The 22,640-nt window shown below is 43.4% G+C and carries 10 protein-coding genes; all 10 read right to left on the bottom strand.

Translation table 11 applies throughout. The annotated features are described in order from the left end of the window. Positions 1 to 108: 108 nt before the first annotated feature. Positions 109 to 1,128: an endonuclease/exonuclease/phosphatase family protein gene (locus B5F71_RS04155; RefSeq protein WP_087207902.1), complete on the bottom strand. Its 1,020-nt coding sequence runs from the start codon at positions 1,126 to 1,128 to the stop codon at positions 109 to 111. Between the two features lie 15 nt (positions 1,129 to 1,143). After that, positions 1,144 to 2,409, bottom strand: coding sequence for a DNA/RNA non-specific endonuclease (locus tag B5F71_RS04150; protein WP_087207900.1), 1,266 nt, complete (start codon positions 2,407 to 2,409; stop codon positions 1,144 to 1,146). Positions 2,410 to 2,531: 122 nt separating this feature from the next. Then, on the bottom strand, positions 2,532 to 4,970 hold the full coding sequence (locus B5F71_RS04145; protein WP_087207907.1) for a choice-of-anchor J domain-containing protein: 2,439 nt from the start codon (positions 4,968 to 4,970) through the stop codon (positions 2,532 to 2,534). A gap of 24 nt (positions 4,971 to 4,994) precedes the next feature. After that, entirely contained in the window at positions 4,995 to 7,712 is a 2,718-nt protein-coding gene (locus B5F71_RS04140) for a TonB-dependent receptor (protein ID WP_087207898.1), read from the bottom strand. Between the two features lie 795 nt (positions 7,713 to 8,507). Continuing rightward, complete coding sequence (locus tag B5F71_RS04135) at positions 8,508 to 8,912, bottom strand: VOC family protein (protein ID WP_022039543.1); 405 nt, start codon at positions 8,910 to 8,912, stop codon at positions 8,508 to 8,510. Positions 8,913 to 8,920: 8 nt separating this feature from the next. Beyond that, positions 8,921 to 9,466, bottom strand: coding sequence for a nitroreductase family protein (locus B5F71_RS04130; protein ID WP_022039544.1), 546 nt, complete (start codon positions 9,464 to 9,466; stop codon positions 8,921 to 8,923). A 13-nt stretch (positions 9,467 to 9,479) separates the two neighbouring features. Then, positions 9,480 to 16,322: a non-ribosomal peptide synthetase gene (locus B5F71_RS04125; RefSeq protein ID WP_087207896.1), complete on the bottom strand. Its 6,843-nt coding sequence runs from the start codon at positions 16,320 to 16,322 to the stop codon at positions 9,480 to 9,482. A gap of 24 nt (positions 16,323 to 16,346) precedes the next feature. After that, positions 16,347 to 18,755, bottom strand: a complete 2,409-nt coding sequence (locus tag B5F71_RS04120) for a TonB-dependent receptor (protein WP_087207894.1) — start codon at positions 18,753 to 18,755, stop codon at positions 16,347 to 16,349. Next, positions 18,752 to 19,591 carry an ATP-binding protein gene (locus tag B5F71_RS04115; protein WP_013617817.1) on the bottom strand — a complete coding sequence of 280 codons (840 nt, stop codon included), beginning with the start codon at positions 19,589 to 19,591 and terminating at the stop codon, positions 18,752 to 18,754. Before B5F71_RS04115 ends, B5F71_RS04120 begins: the two co-directional genes overlap by 4 nt. A 34-nt stretch (positions 19,592 to 19,625) precedes the next feature. Further along, complete coding sequence (locus B5F71_RS04110) at positions 19,626 to 22,640, bottom strand: sensor histidine kinase (RefSeq protein ID WP_087207892.1); 3,015 nt, start codon at positions 22,638 to 22,640, stop codon at positions 19,626 to 19,628.

The raw sequence follows: 22,640 nt of genomic DNA, 5'->3' as shown, positions 1-22,640 counted from the left end.
CCTGTTCTTCGTCAGATAGCCCGCTATCTTCCTCATCACAGAAGCGAAAATGCCTCAAAAACTCATCCCAAATCATCGCACGATAAATTCAAAACAGCTTCTTACTTATTACCGCTTGATGAAATAAACCACGGTGGGCAAATGGTCGCTATAGCCGTTCAGCCAACGTCCGCCCGCTTGCGTACGGTTGGGATAACCGGCATATTTTCCTTCGGTCTGGAACAGATAGTCGCGTTTGAATATCTGATGGCTCTCGTAAGTCAGTTTCCGGTGCCGGCGGTTCAGAAAATTGCCGGTAAAGACTATCTGGTCGAAAAGGTTCCATTTCCCCCGGTACTTCAATGTCCCGTCACCTCCTTCCAGCGTATTCCACCACGGATTATACAGTTCTTTCTTTTTCACATCCTTGGCATTACGTTTGGCTCCGAGCGATTCTGCCATGCTCTTGTCCATCGGGTCGTCGTTCATATCCCCCATAATGACAATCTTGATTTTCGAGTCCAGACGTTGCAAAGAGTCTTTCAAGGCACGCACCTGCACACCGGCACGCTCACGAGCCGGAGACTTGGCTCCACGCGAAGGCCAATGATTGACAATAAAAGCTACCCGTTCGCCTGCCAATTCTCCGTCCGCTATCAAGAAGCCACGTGTAGGTCTGTCGGACGGTTCCGCAAGCTGATAAGGCACCAACCTTGTAGATTTCACCTGATAAAGTTCCGGATTATAAAACATGGCACAATCGATGCCCCGTTCGTCCGGTCCTTCGTAATGGATAATCTGATACCCCCGTTCCTTCAACGCAGGCTGGGCTAACAGGTCTTCCAGCACACGGCGGTTTTCTACCTCTGCCATGCCTATCACCGCGGCTCCTTCGTCCACCTTATCCGTAGCCAACAGGCTCAATACAGTCGACATGTGCTCCAATTTCGACTGATATTTCTTATCATCCCATTTATTCCGTCCGTCCGGCAAATATTCATAATCGTTCTTCCCTTCATCGTGAACGGTATCAAACAGGTTTTCCAAGTTATAAAACGCCACTCCGTAGAGTTTCCCTTTCTTATTCTGTGCATTACCTGCTACGACCAGCAGGAACAGAAAGAGTGTCAATCCGATTCTTTTATACATATTCCTTCAATTTTATCACCAACTCCAGTCACTTATCACCGCTTCTGCTTCTACCTGATTCTCTACCGCATCATCCAGATTGCAGAAGAAATCAATGCCTGTCTTCCGTTCCAGCTCATCCACCGGAATCACATATTTTTGCAAATCTTCCGCTTTCGGATTACGAATCAATCCTTCCTGATGAGGTATCAAAAACGCAATGGCATGAAAATCATTTCCCTTTTCAGTCAATACAGCCATAAAATAGGACGCAGGACATGCCAATCCGTGTATGGTAAAACCATTTTCATCGGTCGTAGGAGTTCCTCCCGAAACGTGTGTACCGTTAAAGTTCACCAATAATTCATTGAGGGTTCCTCCTTTTGCCACATATACTTTATCGTAGGTTCCTGATGCTGTAGAACGTCCCCACGTCTGCACTTGTTCTTCCAATCCACGCCAAAAACCTCCGTTAAAGTCATTCAATTGTGGCGACATGTTGCTATAATAGAAGGTCTGCTCGTTGGCTTCTTTCGTATACACCCGGTCTTCCGAAGCGCATAAATGGCCTTTATCGAAACCGTCACTCTTATGGTCTGCTTCTTCCGTACGCATCTCTTCCGGCAACTCTTCGTCTACCGCCCACGCATCGGTACGTGATACTTCATCAGCCGAAGTCGTTTTATCGAAACTGAAAGCCACCCAATTGGCGTGCCGCTTAGCCGCATTCCACTCCAGTGCATAATTCAATACCCGATTACCGTTTACCTCAATGTCATGCGCCACATACACATTCGAATCGTTCAGGCAAGGCATTTCGTATTCCGTCACGTAATCATTACCGGCATTCGCATTCCAGTTTCCAGCCGGAGCATCTTCTTCCACATATTCAATCGTTACATTGTTTCCTTCGATGTCTATTACCCGGAACTTCAGATAGCGGTAACGGTCGGCACCCATACACCAAGCCCAATAAGCGGCATCTTCCTCGATGTCAACCGATTGTTGCCAACCGGCTTCTTGTACAGGTACTTCCGGCATGGCGTCCAGACGTCCGGCATCGCTTTTTGAAAACCAGTAGACATCCCCATGAAAAGTCTTGTCTTGAATGTAGAACGGATAAGTAAACCCTTCGGGCTGGCATACAGAGAACCCCTCAGAAGCACTTTCGTACCCTTTCAATACCAATGTGACCGCTCCTTCTTGCGTGGTCTCATTCTCAATGGTTATCGTATCATTGTCGCTACACCCGACTACTATGAAGCCGAAAAGCAGCATGTATATTCTTAAAACAGATTTCATATATTCAGTAACCGGTTAATAATTAAAACGCAGATATCCGCAGATTCACGCAGATTATAATTCCAGTCTGCACGAATCCGCGAATATCTGCGTTTCTTTATGTAATCATTTCATTTTATAACTTATTCAGCCTCATTCACCACGATATTCTTGAATTCCCACGTAGGAGCAGCCGTAGAATTGCTGATGTAAACAAAGGCAATCCGGATGGTTTGTCCTGCGTATGTACTCAAATCGTACGGACCTACCGGATAGAAATCCCACGTCTGCCCGTCAGACCATTGCGATTCATCGAATATCAAGTCTTCCCATGTGCAAGACTCTACATTGTCTACATAATCGGTAGAAATCTTAATCTTGAAATGGTCGGTCAACGCTTCACCATTCAGATAACGGTGCGCTTCCTCAAATGCCACCTGCGGAGCCATGGCTTCCGACAAATCTATCACCGGAGATACCAGCCAGCTTTCTGCCGGATAATTCGTATTGTTATAGTAAGCAGATGCTTTCCAGCCATATTGTTCCGTGTTCGACCATACATAGTTGACGCCTTGCATCGAAATGTCCTGGATGGTAAAACCACCTTCATCACCCAACAAGCTTTCATTCAGGTAAGTGCCTGCCATAGCCACATATCCTTCTTCGGTTTTTTCGAAAGTAGTGGTACGGGAAGAATAAATCTGCGATGCACTCCAGCCGGCATCGTACGTATATTCCGTTACAGCCATTGTTCCGTCGGCATCTGCACGGTAAACCACGGCAGCCTTATCACCTTTCGCGGCAAACGGGAACTTCTGAACCAGATAGATGGGGAATACATTGGCAGGCCGCGATACATAGTCGGCACCCAATTCGGCATACATAGCCGGGTCGGCAACCACAACATTCGCGTCTTCATTCGTATATTCGCACCATGCACCTTCACGATATACATAGAGGGCAGCGGTATTGGCGTATGCGCCCGATGCACGGCTCATCTTCAACATCTGGGCTGCTACTTCCGATTCGGGCACTTCCTTGAAAAGGCATACATCCCAGTATTGTCCGTTTACAATCGCCAGATTCTTGATTTCGGCGGTAGGCGCACACTGGTCAGTGCTCTTGTAAGCGAATGCCAAGGTAATCTTTTTCCCTGCAAACTGCGCCAGGTCTACGCTTTGAGCGATGAAATCCCAACGGTTAAATCGAGAACCATCATAAGCTAAATCTGTCCACGTAGCTGCCTGTACATCACCGGTATAATCAGTAGAGACTTTCAGTTGCATAAAATCAGCCGCATTGTTCCCATTCAAGAAATTGAAAGCAAAATCAAAGTTCAGTACTGGATTCTGCGCTTCCGACAAGTCGATTTCGGAAGACACAAACCAGCTTTCGGCTGCCAAGTTTTTCTTATTTGCATCATCATATCCTGTCGCTTTATAATAACCGTATGAGGCATCATGAGACCATACAGCAGACAGATCTTCAGGAACAGTAATGTTTTTAACAGCAAACAATTTGCTTTCTTCCTTCATCGCATCCTCCACATACGTGTAGCGCGAAGCTGCATAGCTTCCGTAGCTATACGAATCGTTATAAAGAGTCAGTTTTACGGTCTTGTCCCTTTCGATATTCTTCAGCTTAAACGTGCCGTCTCCGTTCGACTCAAACGACCATTCTCCGCCTTCCGTTGGTAAAGAAGTCGTAAAGTTAAAATTATCGTGTGTCTCGTCCATGTAGATGTACTGCATGTAGCTATTCAACAACGTATAGCCTTCCGAACCTTCTTCGATCGTAACAACCTGCTCTGAACCGTTATCCGAAGAAATAATGCCATCGGTCACGGTAATCGCATCGGGATAGATATATCCATAAGGTTTACTCGGGTCATCCAGCTTGCCGAACGGATAATAACTGCCATCGTTGGCTTTAGCCGCAATGACGTAATTTCCGGCTTCTCCGTCGAAGGTATTAACCTGCTGATACACTACCGGAATGACACCGCCTCCCGCACCGGGTTCAAACTCCGAGTAAGCATAGTTCACGGCTACCATATCACCTTCTTGCGGGTTTTCCATTCGCGATTCGAGAACAGAAGGAATCTGTCTCAGTGTAGACGGAGACAGATAAGTAGCGGTAGAAGTCCCGTTCCATACGCTACGGTAATCGTTATTGGTCAGTGTGTAATCCGAAATCTTCTTGAAATCGGCCAGATAGCCCGACTGCCCTCTGTACATATTATATTGTACCGAGATGCGCGAACCGGTATCGGCATTCGGATATTTATAATCGATAAAAGCAGGCAAATACCATTCGGCTTCCGTGGCATCGGCAAAATACTTGTTCTTGCCGATGGCTTCTAAAGCCGCCACATAGGTCTGCCCTTCCGGGTCTTTCGACAAGGCAAGTTCCTTGTTCGCTTCCATTCCCGCTATGGTTCCGTAATCGGAAGAAGCCAGCTGGATGGTAACGCCCGTCTTCACATCGGTCAGGGAAGAATCAATATTAAACTGGTCGTTATAATCTTCGCATGCCGACAAGCCCGCCAGCAATACGGTCGACATCAACATTATCTTTTTCATATACTGCATTTCTTTTATTAAGGATTAGAAATTTACTTTCAGTCTCAAGCTATACGTACGGCCGAACGCATAGTAGCAATAAATGTTATCGGCGGTAGCTTCCTGCAGGGTTGAAGAAGAAAGCGTATTCGGATTGTATGCCTTCGAGATATACTGGTAATCCAGCAAGTTGTTCACGTTTCCGGAAAGGATAGCATTCAGCTTGCCGATCTTGAAGCGGTAAGAAGCATTCAGGTCAAACTGGCTGGCTGCCGGAATCTTCCACGGGTCGAGCACAGATACCTCCCTGCCCAACGACAGGTTGCTTCCCGACAATGAATAGTACGCATAGTTGCGTCCGTAATACGTCCAGTCAGCACCTACACGGATGGACTTGCCAATCTTGAAGGTAGCGCCGATAGCCGCCGTGGTCTGTGCCGAACCTCCTACACGCACACCTTTCAGGTTAATCTTGGCATTGGCATGGTCGGCAGCACCTACTGTGGTAACGGTTCCTTCAGCCGTCAATGCCTGACCGTAAGCATCGTAAGCATATCCCGTAGCGTTGCTATCCCATTTCCAGTCACCCAACGAGAACATACCCGTCAGCTCCAGCCAGTTCAACGGAGTGATTTTCACATCCAGCTCGATACCTTTGTGCAAGGCGTTCACACCGGTCATGTTCATGAAATATTCCATCTGGTTATCCATCGTACCGCTCTTGGTCATGGTCTTGTCCAGCCATTTGGTATAATAAGCATTCACGTTCGCGCTCAGCCACTCGTTGCGGAAACCGTATCCCAACTCGAACGACAAGACTTTCTCGTTCTTGGCATCCTTGTTGATGGCATGGCTCGTAGTGGCTTGCATGAAAGCACCGTAAGAGAACTTCGGCGCACGGCTGATATATCCTAAGTTAAAGAATACATTGTGATTGTCGGTGATGTTGTAGTTGGCACCACCCTTTGCCGTAAAGCCCAAGAAGCTGATTTTATCGGATTTGGCATGAGCCTCGTCGTAATAGAAACGGTCGTAACGCCAATACGTGGTATTCGATAACGAACCTGCCACGAAAGCCGAGAGCTTATCCTTGTTGAACTCGGTCTGGAAGAAAGCCCCCTCTTGCAATACGTGTCCGTCATAGTCACGGTACACCACATCGCCTACACCCAGTTTCTGGTATCTCCATGCCGAATTGGCAGCATTGGCATTGTTTTCCACCTGTACATCGCCGCGGGTAGAATCCATGAAATACTGGCCGCCGAACAGATCCGAAATCTCGTTCGTATGCGTACCTTTATAATAACGGAAATCGATACCTCCGTAGAAATCGAAGTATTCGCCGAACTTGGTCGTATAGGTAGAGAGCAAACCATACCAGTTATGATAGTTCTTCGACTGGCTCATGACCATCATCGAACCATACTCACTTGCCGCATTGATGTCTTCGATTTTTCCATAATCGAACGTACCATCGGCTTTACGATACTCGGTCATTAATTCGCCATAATAACCTCCATTCCAGTCGCGGTATGAATACCCATAGTCTTCATTTGCCTGACCTGAATTTCCGTAACCGCGTCCGATAGACACGTATGCCACCGTACTCAGCGATGATTTCTCATCAATCTGCCACTGGTGGTTTAAGCTGATTTGCGGCTTGTGGTATACGTTGTATTCCGAACTCCGACGCTGACCGTTGTTATCGAATCCGTACGTAGAGTTGTATTTGTAATTCTTCACCCCGAATACCTTTTCCACATATTGCCAGCCAGCAATGGTCAGGGCACCGTCACGCTGGTAGTGCTTTTGCGGAGCACCGAAAGCCGTCAACGACAACTGGTGTGCCTCATTGATGCGTTTCGAAATGTTCAGGAAATAATTGTATCCTTCGAAGTCAGTGCCTTGCACATAACCGTTACCCCACGTACGGGCACCGAGCAACGTCATTGCCCAGCCGCTTTTCGACACACCGGTAGAAACGCTGAACAAAATCTTGTTCATGCCGTCGTTCCCCATCGAATAAGCAAGGGTTCCGCCTTTTTCGCTATCCAGTCCACGGGTCACAATGTTAATGGTACCACCTACCGAAGGAGCCGATACCTTCGAAGCACCCAAACCGCGCTGGGTCTGCATGGTGCGTGTCACATCGGTCAGTCCTGCCCAGTTCGACCAATAGATGCCTCCCCACTCCATATCGTTCATCGGCACACCGTTCACCATCACGGCGATATTCTCGTTGCCGAACCCACGCATATAGATTTCAGAGTCACCATAACCTCCGCCTTCCTTGTTGGCATGCACACCCGGAGTTGACTTCAGGATTTCGGGAAACTCCTGCGTACCGAGCTTTTCTTCAATAAAGTCCATGCTTACGCTGGAAACGGCTACCGGCGTCTTGCGGGCGATAGCCACCGACGAAGTAATCACCACGTCCTGGAGCATCTGTGCATCCGATTCCATCAGGATGGTACCCAAGTCTACCTCTCCATCCTTCCCGATTGTTACGGTCTTCTCTTTATAGCCCAAGTATGTAAATACGATGGTAACTCCCTTTTTAGCAAGCTTCAATGTGAAACCTCCGTTCACATCGGTGATAGCCCCCTGCGTAGTCCCCTGCACGGCAACCGTAGCCCCGATAAGAGGCTCGTTTGTACCTGCATCCACCACCATACCTTTCACGGTAGCCTGTGCCACCGCCGTAGCTGTACAACAAATGGTAAGCACAGCAAACAGTAAGAAATGTTTCAACTGATCTTTCATACGTCTCTTTTTAGTTTTGCATTATTAAAAGATTATGAAACAAATATAACAAATATTTCGGTTCCCTAAAGCATTTGAAGCCTTTTTCATCACGACTTTAACCACATTATGTTAAAGGATTTAGCAGTTAACAAAAGGAGGGACTATCAAATTAACACAAAAACATTTCCTCCAGTCCAAGTGGGAAAGCCCCAGAAGGCTCACAACTACATCTGCCACCAAATTTTCAACACCGGACTTTCAATTTAACACATGAAATAAAAATGTAATGCATGCCAATCAGGAATTAAAAGCTGTTATGTTTCACAGGAGTTACCACTTCGTTCAGGAGGTAAAGGTCAATAGTCCTGCTTCTGAAACCAATACCCAAAGCCCGGCGGACAATAACTTCTTCTAACTCCCCTTTAACTCCTGATTGGCATGATTAATTTACGCACATTGATTATTAACTGTCTGCTATCATCTGACGGACTATCAACTATCTGCGTCCGTCACCGCATGTACTTGCGCGCACCGATGCATATAGATGAAAAAGCTTTGCCAAGTACTGTGACATGCCAAAAACTATATTCCCACATAACAGCGTTACTGATTGTCAACACACCCGGCTCAACAACGTAACAAACCGCTTCCTGAGCCTGACGCACAAAACCGTATGAAAATGCAGCGTTAATGTGCTAATGAATAATATGAGAGCACATTAACACATTAGCAAATTAACACATTAGCAAATTAGCAAATTGCCACATTAACACATTGCCACATTAACAAATTGCCACATTGCCATTATACCGTTCAACGTTTCTCTATCAGTTCTATATAACCAGCATCCGGATGATGAAAATAACAAATCCGAATGCCCTGCAATGCCCCTACCTGTACCGGGGCAAACAACCGTTCATAGCCTTGGGCAAGCAACTCCTCACAAGCTTTATCAAAGCCCAAAGCTTCGTAAGCCAGATGATACGGCATAACACCATTGGCATGAAGCAGACTGGCTTCAAGCGAACCAGACTGCAACTGATGTACAAGCTCAACAAGAGGTGCCCCCTCCTTAGTCAGGTAACAAAGTTCAACCTGCAAGCCTTCATCGTAAAGTATCTCTCCAGCTACATACCCCAATTGGGCAAACTGAGCAGCAGAAAGACGGATATCGGCTACCACATAACCGACATGATGGAATAAGATTTCGTTCAACATACAAGTGTTCAGAATTTATCGTAATGTATTTTTGTTTTGTTCCATTTATTCTTCGGTTGAGGAATGTTGACCGGATGCCCCACCAATATCAAGTTCAAAGGTACAATATGGACAGGCACAGACAGCAAATCACGCAATTTATCCACACGGCTTTCCAGTGGATAAATTCCCGTCCATACAGCTCCCAGCCCGATAGAATGGGCTGCCAGCAACAGATTCTCGGATGCAGCCGAACAATCTTGCACCCAATAAAGTGTGTTGTCTTCCTTATCCATCTTATTGATGGATTCGTAAAGAGACACATCGCCACAAACCACAATCCCCGTACATCCCTTATTTATCATCTTTGCATAAGGCAAACAATCCTTGAGTTTTTGCATGACTGCCTCATCACGCACCACGATGAAATGCCAAGGCTGAAAATTCATCGAACTGGGTGCGGCCATGGCTGCCTGTAGCAAGATGTGCAACGCCTCATCGCTTACCGGCTCGTCTGTAAACCTCCTGACCGTAACTCGTGTCAGGATATTGGTTATTGTTTCGTTCTGTATCATAATATATTATCATTTATATATTCCAATGCTTTCGAATAATTTTACGGAGTGCACTTAGATTCTTTTCTTCAAAGAACGTCCAATGATCGCAATCCAACTCATAATAAGGAGCGTTGGGATAATGCTCTTTCCATGCCTGATGATTCATCCCAAGCATTTGGCGCATCTGCTCTAAAAGACGTTCATCGTTTTCCTCACCTCTTTCCAAGTAAATCATCTTAGAGGCATTCGCCGCCATGACATGCACAATCGGCCCATTATAATCTAATGCGGGGAAATTTTTGTACAACTCATTCGTTATACGGATCCGCTCTCTCAATATTTCTTCGATTATTTCTTCCGGTATCTCATCCGTTTCAACGCGTTGATATACCGCCTCCATATTCAAAACAGGATACAAAGCTTTCTCCGGATGTTCCCGCTGCATGTAGTCAGCTAAGGCTATAGCCAATTCCGCACCGGTACAATAACCTGTCAGCATGGCTATCGGCTTACCTTCCAATACCTCCAAAAGGATTTTTGCATAAGATTGCAAAAGCACATCCAATGAGACCGATTCTTTGCCAATAAAAAAGTCGTAATAAGAATCGAATACAAAGACTGAAAAATCCTCAGCAAAAAAACGGAGCAAGCCATCATAAAAAGGCGATACTGCCGGGAATCCGGTAATGAACACAAGTACAGGCTTCCGGACATCGTATTCAGCAAACCAGAAATAACCACCGCTTTCCACATCATGCAGCAACCGGCGTATCGTACGGCACTTATACACCGAAGAAACGGTGATACGCAAGCTGGTCCCGGTTATCACCTTGCCCACAAATTCCATTACCTGCATGGAAGTCATTCCCGCTTCGTCCAACAAATCGGTTTCTACCCCAATGCCTTCCGTGCCAATCACTTCTTCAGCTATCGCCAGCAGTGCCTTCTCATCTTCCGTATCCGCCCCGACAACTTCGCGCTTCACCACGACATCGGGTTCGGGCAACCGTTTACGGTCTATCTTGCCATTTATCGTAAGTGGGAACTCATCCACCACCGCCCATTTGGAAGGAATCATATAGGCGGGCAACTTGCCACGCAAAGCCGTCTGCAAATCAGAGATATCCAATAAAGATGATGCACAAGGTTGTACAAACGCCACTAATTCTTCCCGATTATCTTTCTTCCAGACTTCCACCAAAGCATTCTGCACATTTCCGCATTGCTGAAGTTGTGTTTCTATATCAGACAATTCAATGCGAAAGCCGCGCAATTTCACTTGATTATCGGCTCGTCCCATAAAAATAAAATGTCCGTCCGAGCGACGCTTCACCAAATCACCGCTTTTATATAAAAATGTATTTATTCCCAAAGCCTTGTCTTCCGGTACGGCATAAGGGTTCTCAATAAACTTTTCCTTATTCAACTCCGAACGGTTCAAGTAGCCAGAAGTCAACTTCATCCCTCCAATATACAATTCTCCAATCACATTGTCTGGCACGATATGATAGTATTCATCCAATACATAACAAGAAACTCCCGGCAACGGAATACCTATATCGTTCGGTTCAAAATCGTCATCAACCACACACAAGGTCGTATCTACCGTGTTCTCTGTAGGGCCATATGCATTAATCAACCTATAGTCTTTATGCCAATATTCAAGAGCAGACAATGCCGTAGTTTCTCCCCCTACCACAATCGTTTCCAAAGAAGAGAATTTTCTTTTGGGCAACAAGGGCAGCATAGCAGGAGGAATAATGACAAAACTCAAAGCCTGTTCTTCCATCAAGTTTGCCAAAAGTACCGGATCTTTCCGCTGGCCGGCAGAAGCAATAACCAAAGCTGCTCCTGCAAACAGGACAGGAAATATCTCTAAAACCGAAGCATCGAAGCTGATACTGGCAAACAGCAGACCTCGTGATTTTTTTGACAAGCCGTATACCCTTGTTCCAACTTCGCTCAAGATATCCAATGCCTGACAAGAGATAGGAACCCCTTTAGGCATTCCTGTCGTTCCGGATGTATAAATAATATAAGCGACTCCCGGTAAAGCATCTTTTTTGTGTGACACGATATTTTCATCAATCACCTCCCCAAACGGATAATTCGTTCTGTCAAACAACATGACACAACCGGCATCTTGCAAAATAAACTTTCTCCGCTCTTCGGGTAATTCCACATCTAAAGGTACGAAACAACAGCCCGCTTTAAGAATGCCCAGCATCGTCACGATGCATTCATTCGAAGCACTCATAAGCAAGGCTATGGCAGAAGAACCGACACCAGCCTTTCTGATAGAAACAGCAACCGCATCCGACAGTTCATCCATTTCTTTATAAGTCATGCTTCCTTTTTCATCTATCAAGGCTATTTGCTGCGAATAATTTTGAACATTCCAGGCCAATTGTTCCAAAAACGTTTTTGAGTGAGATAACTTCCCTGCAAGTGCATTCTGTTGAATAATTGCTTGGCTATATGCTGGAGAGGCTAACGGATAATCCAATAAAGATTTATCCGGATTCTCAACAACGGCTCTTAAAACAGTCTGATAGATAGCTGCAAAAAGTTCTATCTCTTCTTCCGTGAAATTAGAGTTTCTATAACCGATACGGCAATAAATACGGTCGTCTTTATCAGACAAGATGCTAAACACCATATCAAAAACCGCTTTATCCTGCAGCAAGTAATCATGATACAAGGCTTTTTCTTCGAAAGTAAACATGACTTTGATTAATTCCAGGTTTGGCTCTGCAGCACAAGCACGGGCTATTTCCACAATTTTATCATAAGATATAGCCTGTTCCTCAACCGCTATCAAACTGTTTTTAAGTGCAGTCAAATAGTCAAGAAATGTAGATTGCCCGTATTCTTTTTTATAGCAAAGAAGCAGCACCTGAACAAAATAACCGATAATCCATTTCTCATCATTCTGCTCACGTCCCAAATAGGGAAAACCAACTGCAAAATTAGTCTGCTTATATACACGTGACAATACCATCATATAAACGGCATAATAAAAGATGAATTGTGTATAACCGTTCGTACGACAAAAAGAATAAATCTTTTCAGACAGTTCCTCAGGTATTCCACACGTATAAAGCCTACCTGCCAATCCGCTGCCCTGTTCATGTTGAGGCAATTTCAATTCTGTTATACCAACCATGTATTTTTCCCAAAACCTGACACGGTCTGCGTATTTTCCAGTATGGATAAATTGATTGGCCTTTAAAGAATATTCTACGTAACTGCCTGACATTTTTTCTAACCGCTCTTTCCGGCCAGACACCCAATCCACCAGAACAGACTGAATCAAATGAGCCGACCAACCGTCTGATATCAGATGATGCATGACTAAAGAACAAACATATTTCTTCCCGTCGACCCTATATAATTTGCAATGAAACAAAAAGGGCTGAGTCAAATCGAATGAAATCTTCATATCAGCAGTCAAGCATTCAGAAAGTTCAGCCTCAAGGATATCATAGACTTCTACATGAACGGGAGTATATTGAGCTACTTGAATAAAAGGCTGCCCTTTTTGATCAATAGGGAAATACATTCGGAAACCGTCTTGAGCCTCAATCAAATCATTAAATGCCTGTTCAAAAACTAACGGTTCCAACGTAGAAGGACACTCAAACAAACACGGTAAGTTATAGGCATCTTTCAGCTCATTCGTTTTTGTACATTCCATCCATAGACTGAATTGTGAAGGGGGTAAAGCAACCTTTTCCTGTACAGGAATTACATTCGTCTTATTTTTTTCAGAACTTACCTCCAGCCGTTGTTCTATAAAAACAGCCAACTCCTTCAAAAGAATATGCTGATAAATTTCTGATGCGGTTATCCGGCATCCGAATTGCTCCTGTATATGGAAAGATAACTGAATAACGGCCATAGAGTCGCCCCCCAAAGCAATAAAACTATCTTCACGTCCGATAATCTGTTCCGATAACAAACTGCTCCACACTACGGCCAACCTCTTTTCTGTATCCGTTTCAGGCAACTCAACTTTCCGGTTTTCCTGATGTAAAAAAGGAGCTGGCAATAACTTCCGCTCAACCTTTCCACTTGTATTATAAGGAAAATTCTCCATCGGCACAATCGCTGCAGGTACCATGTAAGCAGGCAAATGCTGCATCAGATATGATTTTAAAACACCAGTAGAGAACTCCTTGACAGATACCACCAATACATAAGCGACAAGGCTCTTCCTTCCTTCTTGCTCATGCACAAGAACCACCGCATTCTTTATCACGTCCCCGAACTGCATTATTTGGGATTCGATATCCCCTAACTCGATACGGTAGCCATTTAACTTTATCTGATAATCGGAACGTCCAATAAAAATAAGATGCCCGTCTGCACGCCGCATAACCAAGTCGCCACTTTTATACAAACGCAGATTACTGTCATCCTTTTTCTTTTCTTTAGAGGCAAACGGATTAGCCAGAAATTTCCCGACATTTAATTCGGGACGGTTCAAATATCCATCAGTCAACTTCAAGCCGCCTATATAAAGCTCACCCATTGTATAATCGGGCATCAACTGCATATATTCGTCCAATACATAACAAGTGCTTCCCGGAACACTGAGACCTATATCATTAAATTGAGATTCAGGCGTCAGAATCGCATGAGTCGCATCTACACAATTTTCAGTCGGACCATATACATTTACAAAAAGGCGGTTTTCACTCCAGTAATTTATGACTTCCTGACTACAAGAATCTCCTCCTACAAAAATTGTATGAAGCTTAGGTAAGTGACGATGCGGAATTGTAGCCAAAAAAGCAGGTGGTATAAACATGGAAGTTATCTGACATTTTTCCAAAAATTCAACAAATGCAACCGGGTCTTTTCTTTCTTGTTCCGGACTTAATACCAACGTAGCCCCCGCAGCCAGTGCCGGAAATATTTCCATCACGGAAGCATCAAAACAAATATTTGCAAATTGCAATTCACGAGAATGCTCATGCAATTGCAATACATCCATAGCCGTTACCACTGTTTGTGCCAACATAACATGCTTTATCGGAATTCCTTTAGGCTTCCCTGTCGTTCCGGATGTATAAATCACGTACGCAGTGTCTGAAGGAGAGACCTGTGGCAGAACTGTATCATGCTCATCCTCCTGCACTAAATCTTCTACGGACAACAACGGAACTTTATGACTGAATATCGGCGTTTCTTTTGTCACCAATAGAGCCGAAATCTTACAATCATCCAGCATAAAAGCAATCCTATCAACAGGATATTCATAATCAACAGGTACATAGACATTGCCAGATTTCAATATTCCCAAAATTCCAACAATCATCAAGGGGTTTTTAGGAATTGATAAACCGATATACTGATTATGCAACCTCATTCTTTGTAAAGCTTTAGCCACAAGGGTACTCTGTTTATCCAGTTCTGCATACGTAAAAGACAAATCCCCATATTCAACAGCTATATGGCCGGGATAGCAAGATACAGATTTTCGGAATTGTCCAATAAAAGTTTGAGGAGCAATTACCTTGTTGTGCAAAGCATTATTTTCCCTTTCCAATAACGCTTGTTCTTTATCTACCGGAAGCAAACGAATGTCTTTTAACTTTATATCCGGATGAGCGAGGACTTGACTCAATATTTCCCGGAAAGTCTCTGCCAATGACTGGACGAAAGTCCGGGGAATGGAAGGTTTAAAACGAATGTTACATTGCAATGCATCACTGGATATAGCCAAAACCAAATCCAAAGGAGGAATAACATTTACATGCCTGTAGTTTTTTGTGATACAATTATTCAAATCTAATTTTAATTCACCAAAATCTAAAGGATAATTAATGCTGGCATTAATCATATCCCTCTTGTCTAAATTTTCTCCACTTCTGAAAGATAATATATCATCGTAAAATGCATACAAATGTTCACGTTCTTTATGGCGATTTTCATTCGCAAAAACTATTTGCTCTATAAATGATGTTTCGCCATTACAAAAATTATATCTTATAGGCAAGTCATTTACAAATACCCCAAATAAATCGTGATATTCCTTACCCCGCAAATTAACTGTGTGATCTATCAATAATTCTTTTTCATGCAAAAGCCGCGACAATGCCAGAGCCCACACAGTAGAATATACCCGGAAAGGACTTGTTTTCTGTTCTACGCAAAATTTATGCAGATTTTCATAGAGAGTACTTCCCAAAGTAAAATCATAACAAAAGTCATTTTCTTTAAGCGTATTTGTTTTAACAGCTTGTCGGGGAACAGGTAATCCCAACGGTATATTCTGAATATAATCTTTCCAATATATACGATCTTGTTCCTTTTGCCGAGACAAAGACTGCCCCAGATCCCAATTGAATTGATTCAACATAGGCAACTGTTCAACAGATGTATATGTTTTATTCAACAAATCATTATAAATCAACGACAAGCGCCTAAAGAATGTCTGAATACTTATGCCATCTATTGCTATATGATGAATCGAATGCAGCAGATAATAACAATTTTGTCCCCGAATGAGATAAAACCTGCAAGGATATTCTTTTTCTAAATCAAAAGGCTGATATACCAATGCTTCCAACAACTCATTTATCCTTTCTTCAGAAATGCCCCCTTTCTCTTCTACCAGCTGAAAGGGTAAATAATCCAAATCATCACTCCATACAAAATAAGGTATGCCATCCATCACTTGTACTGTAGAATGAAAAGGAGGATATTCCAACATTATAAACTTATACGCCTCTTTCAATATTGATATATCCAACTCTCCCTTTACTTGAAAAGTACAATTTGTTCCATTATATTCAATTGTCGGATATTTCAATAGATTATCCATCCAAAATCTTTGTTGAATAGCATTTAGCTGTATTCTATTCATTATGATTCCCTTTATTTTTTAACATCAAAATTTATAAGAAACTTTCAATAAGAAACTTATTGACTGCTGGGGAGAAGGAATAGCTTTCCGAGCCCCTCCTTGATAATATTTCAAATTAAACAAATTATAGACATTAGCTGATAATGAGACCTTTTTATATAAATAATCAGCACCCGCATTAAAAATAGCATACGGACTTAACTCATGTTCAAGGTCATTTATCACATTTTCTCCAATATAGGCAGATTGTATCGGAGATATTTGTTTCGAATAGACCGTTGCATTAATCCTAGCATAAGCATTCCCATATTTAGCATCCTTCAGAAACTGATAACGATACATCCCTCCAAGTCTAAATTTAGGGATATGATGAATATAAGAACCTGTAGCAGCATAATTCGTATTATCCAACAACCATTGATAAGACATATTCAAATAAGCCAGTGAACGGGCGTTTGAATAAGAAACAACTTCTTCAATCCCTATAACGTCTATACCACCTGAATTGTAATATGTCGGAATTGAATAATCCAAATAAATCAAATCTGACAGACGGTTATAGTACAAATTCGTCTCATATTTCAAACGAAGTGAAGGAATAGAATGATTGAAAGTCAACTGGATTGCATCCAGTTGTTCCGGTCCAAGATTATTTCCTCCCGGATACGTTGTTGTATTCGATCCACGATATAAATAAGGTGCATCTACAAATGAATGAGAATAACCCAACTTCAGATTCACATTGGAATTAATATGGTAAATAAGAGAAAGACGAGGTGAACACACATTCAATTTTTTACCATTATACCGGTGCTTGTAATCATAACGCAACCCTCCATTAAAAATGAAATATCTTCCAATGTTGGTCTTCAACTGAGTAAAGGCAGAAAAATTAAACTCTTTTCCCAATAACAAGAATCTATTCTGATTTGAATAAGTGACCAATATTCTATCAAAATTATCTCCAACAGACATATTACAATCCTTTAATGTATAACTTTCAACTTGCATTCCAACGAGCAAGGAACCTTTCCATATATTTTTCTGAAAGTCATAATTGGTCTGCATAATAGCTCCATAAGTATAGTCACGTAACGATTGAACTTGGTAAACTCCTCGTTGACGAATTTTCGTTTTATCAATATTATCCAATATTTCATTATCTCGAATAGGAATCCTCTCTCTATCAGCAGGCAATATACTATCCCCCCCAACATCATAATTAGAAATATTTTCTAAATCAATATAAACATTGAGTTTACTATGCCAATTATCCCTCCATGATTTTTCATAAGACAAATCAATATGTGTAGCTTTTCGAGTATGCCCAGGTTTCGAACCATTCATGTTCCGATATTTATCATACGAATACAACCCTTGAAACAAAACCGAATTATAAGAAGGAACTTTTTTCGAATGCTGCGTATTAAACATGAACTTAAATTCATTCCATTGAGCCGAAAAACCTATATCATACGCAGGTTGATGATTATAACCATCTATATACATATAGCCGGAACGGAGAATTTTACCATAAAAATCCTTATCACCCACGTCTACATAACGCTTTTCACCTTGTGATGTATACACCGAAGCCCAAGCAAGAAAATCAATTCCTAATCCACTTTTCCCCATTAAGAAGTCAGCACGATACGTATGATTAGTACCTATTCCTGCCGAGAGCTGTACACCATCAACCTCACGTCCCTTTTTTGTAATGATATTAACCACCGCTGTTAATGCCACATTACCATACAGAGAAGAGGCTGGACCTCGTAACACTTCTATCTGTTTGATTTTATCAAGGCTGGTACGATAATCAGGCGCTTCCGAATTAGTGGTACGACTATTTAGCCTGTGCCCATCCAGCATGATTAAAATCTTTTCCTGGGACGATGAATACACGCCATGCATGGCTACATTCATCTCATCACCTTCGACAAACGACATCCCAGGAACATACAAAGTCAACAAATCCGCCAATGTCCTTGCCCCCGATGCCTTAATCATCTCTTCCGTTATCAATGTAACCGGTACCGGAGCTTCTTCTATGGATTCCGCTTGCTGAGATGCTGTGGTAATAGTAGCTTCTTCACCTCGTTTCAGACGTTCTATCATATCTGCAAAGCGCAAGGGGTCATGGATGGATGTGCTATAATACGGGTCTTCTTTCAAAAGGAGAGAAGCATACTTTTCAGCATCCTGTACATGGTCTTTTCCTAAATAGCACAACGAAAGCAAGCGGTAGGCACTGGTCTTCAATGCCCCGTCAAACCCTGCGATATTCTCATTCAACAAACGAATGGAAGCATCAAAATGTCCTATGGTATATTCTTCTTCTGCCTGCATATAAATCTGGCGCAGCTCACTATCGTCTTGCGCCCATGCCATGGATGCCGCCAGCAAAAAGAAAGTAACAATCCATTTTCTCATGCTTTAATCGGTATTATTAATGAAAATGTAGTAAACCGGCCTTCTTCTGAATCAAACTCAATGCGTCCGTGATGTTTCTCCTCAATGATACTACGGGTGATAAACATTCCCAGCCCCGTACCTTGCCCTGTAGGCTTGGTCGTAAAGAAAGTCTCGAACAGCCGTTGTTTCACTTCAGGGCTCATCCCTACCCCATTGTCGGTGATTGAGATGACCAACTCTTCCGCCTGCCGTGCCACCTTGACCGAGACCGTCGGCTTATAGTCGGCATCACCGTTCTGCGCCTTATCCCACACAGCATAACAAGCATTGTTCATCACATTCAATACGGCACGGCTTAAATCCTGAGGCACTACAGACATCATCGGAATATCCTTTCCATAATCTTCCAAGATAGAGATATTAAAATTCTTCAGATTTGCCCGCATCGCATGATACGAAAGCCATACATATTCCTTTACCAGCTTGCATACATCCGTCGGAATAAACTCATCTTCTTTCCCACGCGAATACAATAATATATTCTGAATGATGCTGATAGCCCGGTCGCCATGTTCCTTTATCTTTTGCAGGTTCTCTTTCAGGCTTTCCATTATATCCCGGATATCCTCTACGTCATCCCCGTCAATATCTGCCGTATTGGCTTCGATATCTTCTTCCAAATCTTTTATCAAGTCTCCAGAAAGCTTGCTGAAATTGATGACAAAGTTCAACGGATTACGTATCTCGTGTACGATTCCTGCCGTAAGCAAACCCAATGTAGCCATTTTTTCCTGCTGCCTTAACTGGTCTTGCAAACTTTCTACCTGCCGCTTCAATTGTTCTATCGTTTCCATATCTTGAGATTTTTGAGTTAATCTTTTTGTTTTCTTAATTATTCTCTTCCCCTTTCTCATCCGCATCATTCTTTTTCCCATTTTCCGGATGGTGGACAGGTACAGAAATAACAAATTCGGTATATTCATTCTTAACCGATTGTATAGTGATGTCCCCGCCATGATTGAGTATGATTTCCCGGCTAAGATACATACCTACTCCCACCGCTTCTGCCGTAGTTTTCGTGGTAAAGAACGGATCAAATACCTTGTCTATAATAGAGGACTCAATGCCAACACCATTATCATAAATACTTACTTTCGCCTGGCTTGAATCGGCATCAATGAAAACCCGCAACCGTATCAAGGGTTCGAAAGCCTTACCTTGCTGACGTTTTTTCCGAAGCGCATACATGCTATTTGCCAGCATACTCATCACGACCTTGCTGAACTGTTCTGCATCCACTTCCGCTACAACCATCGCTTCCTTATCCGGTGATTCTATCCGGATATGACACTCAGCTATATCTTCGGCGTAATACGCATGAAGCATCTCTATATTCTTACGGCAAATCGATGCCAGATTGATCAGCGTCGGATTCACACTCCGGTCTTTCAGCATTTCCTCCATTGCTTTCAATATACGCGTCGTGTTCAATCCATGCTCTTCAATCTTCTTCAGGTTCGTATTCAGCATATCAAGTGCGTCAACGGAATCTTCGTAAATGTCCGAAGTCATATTCTTCTGGTCATCGTCCAGGTTATCCTTAATGTCTTTTACCAACCCGATACTCATGTGCGAGAAATTGTTCACATAATTCATCGGGTTCAGAATACGGTCTACAAGCCCTTTGGTCAACGTACCCACCGTAGCCATCTTCTCTTGACGGATAAGCTGGTATTGAGCTTTGCTTAAATCATCGAGGGCAATCTCCAGCTTTTTGGATTTTTCTTCAATCTCGTCCTTCTGATTACGTATTTGCGAGGTCCGTTCTTCCACGATATGCTCCAGACGCATCTTCTCCGCCAAAAGCCGGCGCATACGCCACCTTATCAAAAACAGGATGAGCAATGAAAGCGCAACGATATACAATACGATGCTATACCAACGTACATAAACAGGATAACGCACGGTTAAAGGCAATTTCAACGATTCCATCGTACGCCCGTACCGGTCGCGTGCCATAACCTGAAATGTATAACGCCCCGAACGTGGATTGGCAAAACGTGCCGAAGTCTCCGTACTCCAATCCGACCATTCGTCACCGGCATCCAACCGGTAACGGTATTCCGTTGCCCCCAGAACAGAGAACAAGTCCGAAGAGAAATACACCTTGATATCACGGATGCCGCTATTAAATGAAAGCTCTTTAAAAGGAAGCGTAACCCCCAGGCGGTCTCCCTCATCAAATCCGCCCCATACCACCGAATCATTATCAATCACAATGCGCCGAAGATATACATGAGACTTCTTCGCATAATCCGGTTCTTTCATCGCCATATCCCAATGAATCAGTCCGAAATTTCCTCCCAACCATACATCATCCCCATCGGTCTCCATTGTTCCTATTGTCAAATCATGTATGGGACGCAAAAGGGCATTTATCTCCTCCATCCCTTGTTTTTTAGTGTATATATGCAGGTTTTTCCCGTCATTATTTGTTCCCCAGACACGCCGGCCCGGCTCGGGATAAACAAACTGGGGATATTGGATATCCGAAGACCACAAAGAGCGGTCCGCCACTTCTACCAGCTTTTTCCCTGCCTTATCCCACTTAAACAACCCTACATGGCTCAATACAAAGATGACTCCATTCTGGACGAAAAGCGTATTGTTAAAACTGTCTTTCTCACCTTTGGCATTTTCGGGAGCCAGAATAACATACCCGGAATAGTCTCCTTCGCAACGGAACACCTGGCCATAAATATTCCTTACCCACAACGTCTTATCGTCATCTACATAAAAATAGGTAGCCTTCTCGATAATGTTCAGCTGTTTCCTTTCACCCTGCCGGACCTGATAAACACCGTCCACTTCACCCGCATAATACGTTCCATCTCCGCAAACATAGGCAGAAAGCGTATGGCTGTCCGTTATTTGCCGTGCCTGCCTGCCATATACGGCATACAAGCCGCCAGCCGTAGAAGCATAGACATTCCCTGCCGCATCTTGCTGGAGCTGCCAACAGGCATGCTGGATTGCCCGAATCGGTTCAAAAACATCACCTTCCTTATAGAACAAGCCCTGCAAAGTGCCTACGTAAAGCCCGTCGGCGGTATGGCAAATGGACTGCACTTCACCCGATAAGCCCTCGTTAGAGCGGAAATAAGTATATGCTGTATGTATATTTACTAAAAAAAGACCATTATCGGTAGCTCCCCACACATAACCAGACGAGTCTGCATAAATGCCATTCACATTGTTATTGCACAACCCGTTTTGCTCTGTCAGCGCATACACTTCATTCCCCTCTTTATCCAACATCACAAAACCGTTTCCAGCCGTAGCCAACAAGACCGAGCCATCCTCCAGCGTCAACCGCTTGTTTACCAATGCCTCTTTATAATACCGGATATCATCGGATTTGTCCTGATTAACAATAAAACCGTCCATGGAATCATCCTGAATATCCGCATCACCCAGCGAAGTCGTAACATAAATCTTCCCATCCTTCTCCCCGATATCCGTCACTTCGCCCAAAAAACCTTTATTGTTTTTAGAGAATACCATCTGCAATTCCAGTTCTCCATTCCCGCCTGAGGTCAGATATCCGAACAGATTGTATCCGCCTACCCAGATTCGTCCCCGGTTGTCCTTAAATAATTTCGTAATCCGGAATACCCCCGGAGCATGAATCGTATGCCACTCCGTCTGGTCGTAATACAATACCCCTTCGAAATTGGCAACATACACCCGGCCGCTATCATCACTCACAATATCAAAATTACGGTTGTGCGCATGATAAACCGCAGGAGAATAATTGACAAAGAAAGGAATCCCGTCCTTTGCCTCTATTTGCCCTATACCGGCAAGCAGCAAAAACACCAGACACAGAAGATATCGTTTCAT

Source organism: Bacteroides sp. An269, assembly GCF_002159755.1.
GTDB classification, from domain to species: Bacteria; Bacteroidota; Bacteroidia; order Bacteroidales; family Bacteroidaceae; genus Phocaeicola; species Phocaeicola intestinalis.
Note: the sequence above shows the minus strand (reverse complement) of the source record. Positions and strands in the feature narration are given on the sequence as shown.